The organism is Enterobacter sp. PTB (genome assembly GCF_051130085.1).
GTDB classification, from domain to species: domain Bacteria; phylum Pseudomonadota; class Gammaproteobacteria; order Enterobacterales; family Enterobacteriaceae; genus Enterobacter; species Enterobacter ludwigii.
The window spans coordinates 1-266 of the sequence record NZ_JBDKEE010000172.1; the positions used below are offsets into that span (position 1 = coordinate 1).

1 other RNA gene is annotated in these 266 nt (G+C 55.3%); it reads left to right on the forward strand.

What is annotated here, in order from left to right:
- Window positions 1-63 precede the first annotated feature (63 nt).
- Window positions 64-201, forward strand: a non-coding RNA gene (locus AAIR21_RS28130) — RtT sRNA.
- The last annotated feature ends 65 nt before the right edge of the window (window positions 202-266 follow it).

A 266-nucleotide genomic window follows, 5' to 3' on the forward strand; every position in this document is an offset into this window, starting at 1 on the left:
AATCCCCCCCTCACCGCCATATTTAAGATAAGAGCTCGTACGAAAGTACGGGCTTTTTTCTTTTATATTCCCCGGACAGGGGGGATGAGAATCCCCGACCGGGGTTCGACAACTGGCGACAGCCAGTTGGACAGACTGAGCGCGCAGCGAACAGGCTGCCCGCAGGGCGAGCGAAGCGAGTCAATCCCCCCCTCACCGCCATATTCAAGATAAGAGCTCGTACGAAAGTACGGGCTTTTTTCTTTTATATTCCCCGGACAGGGGGG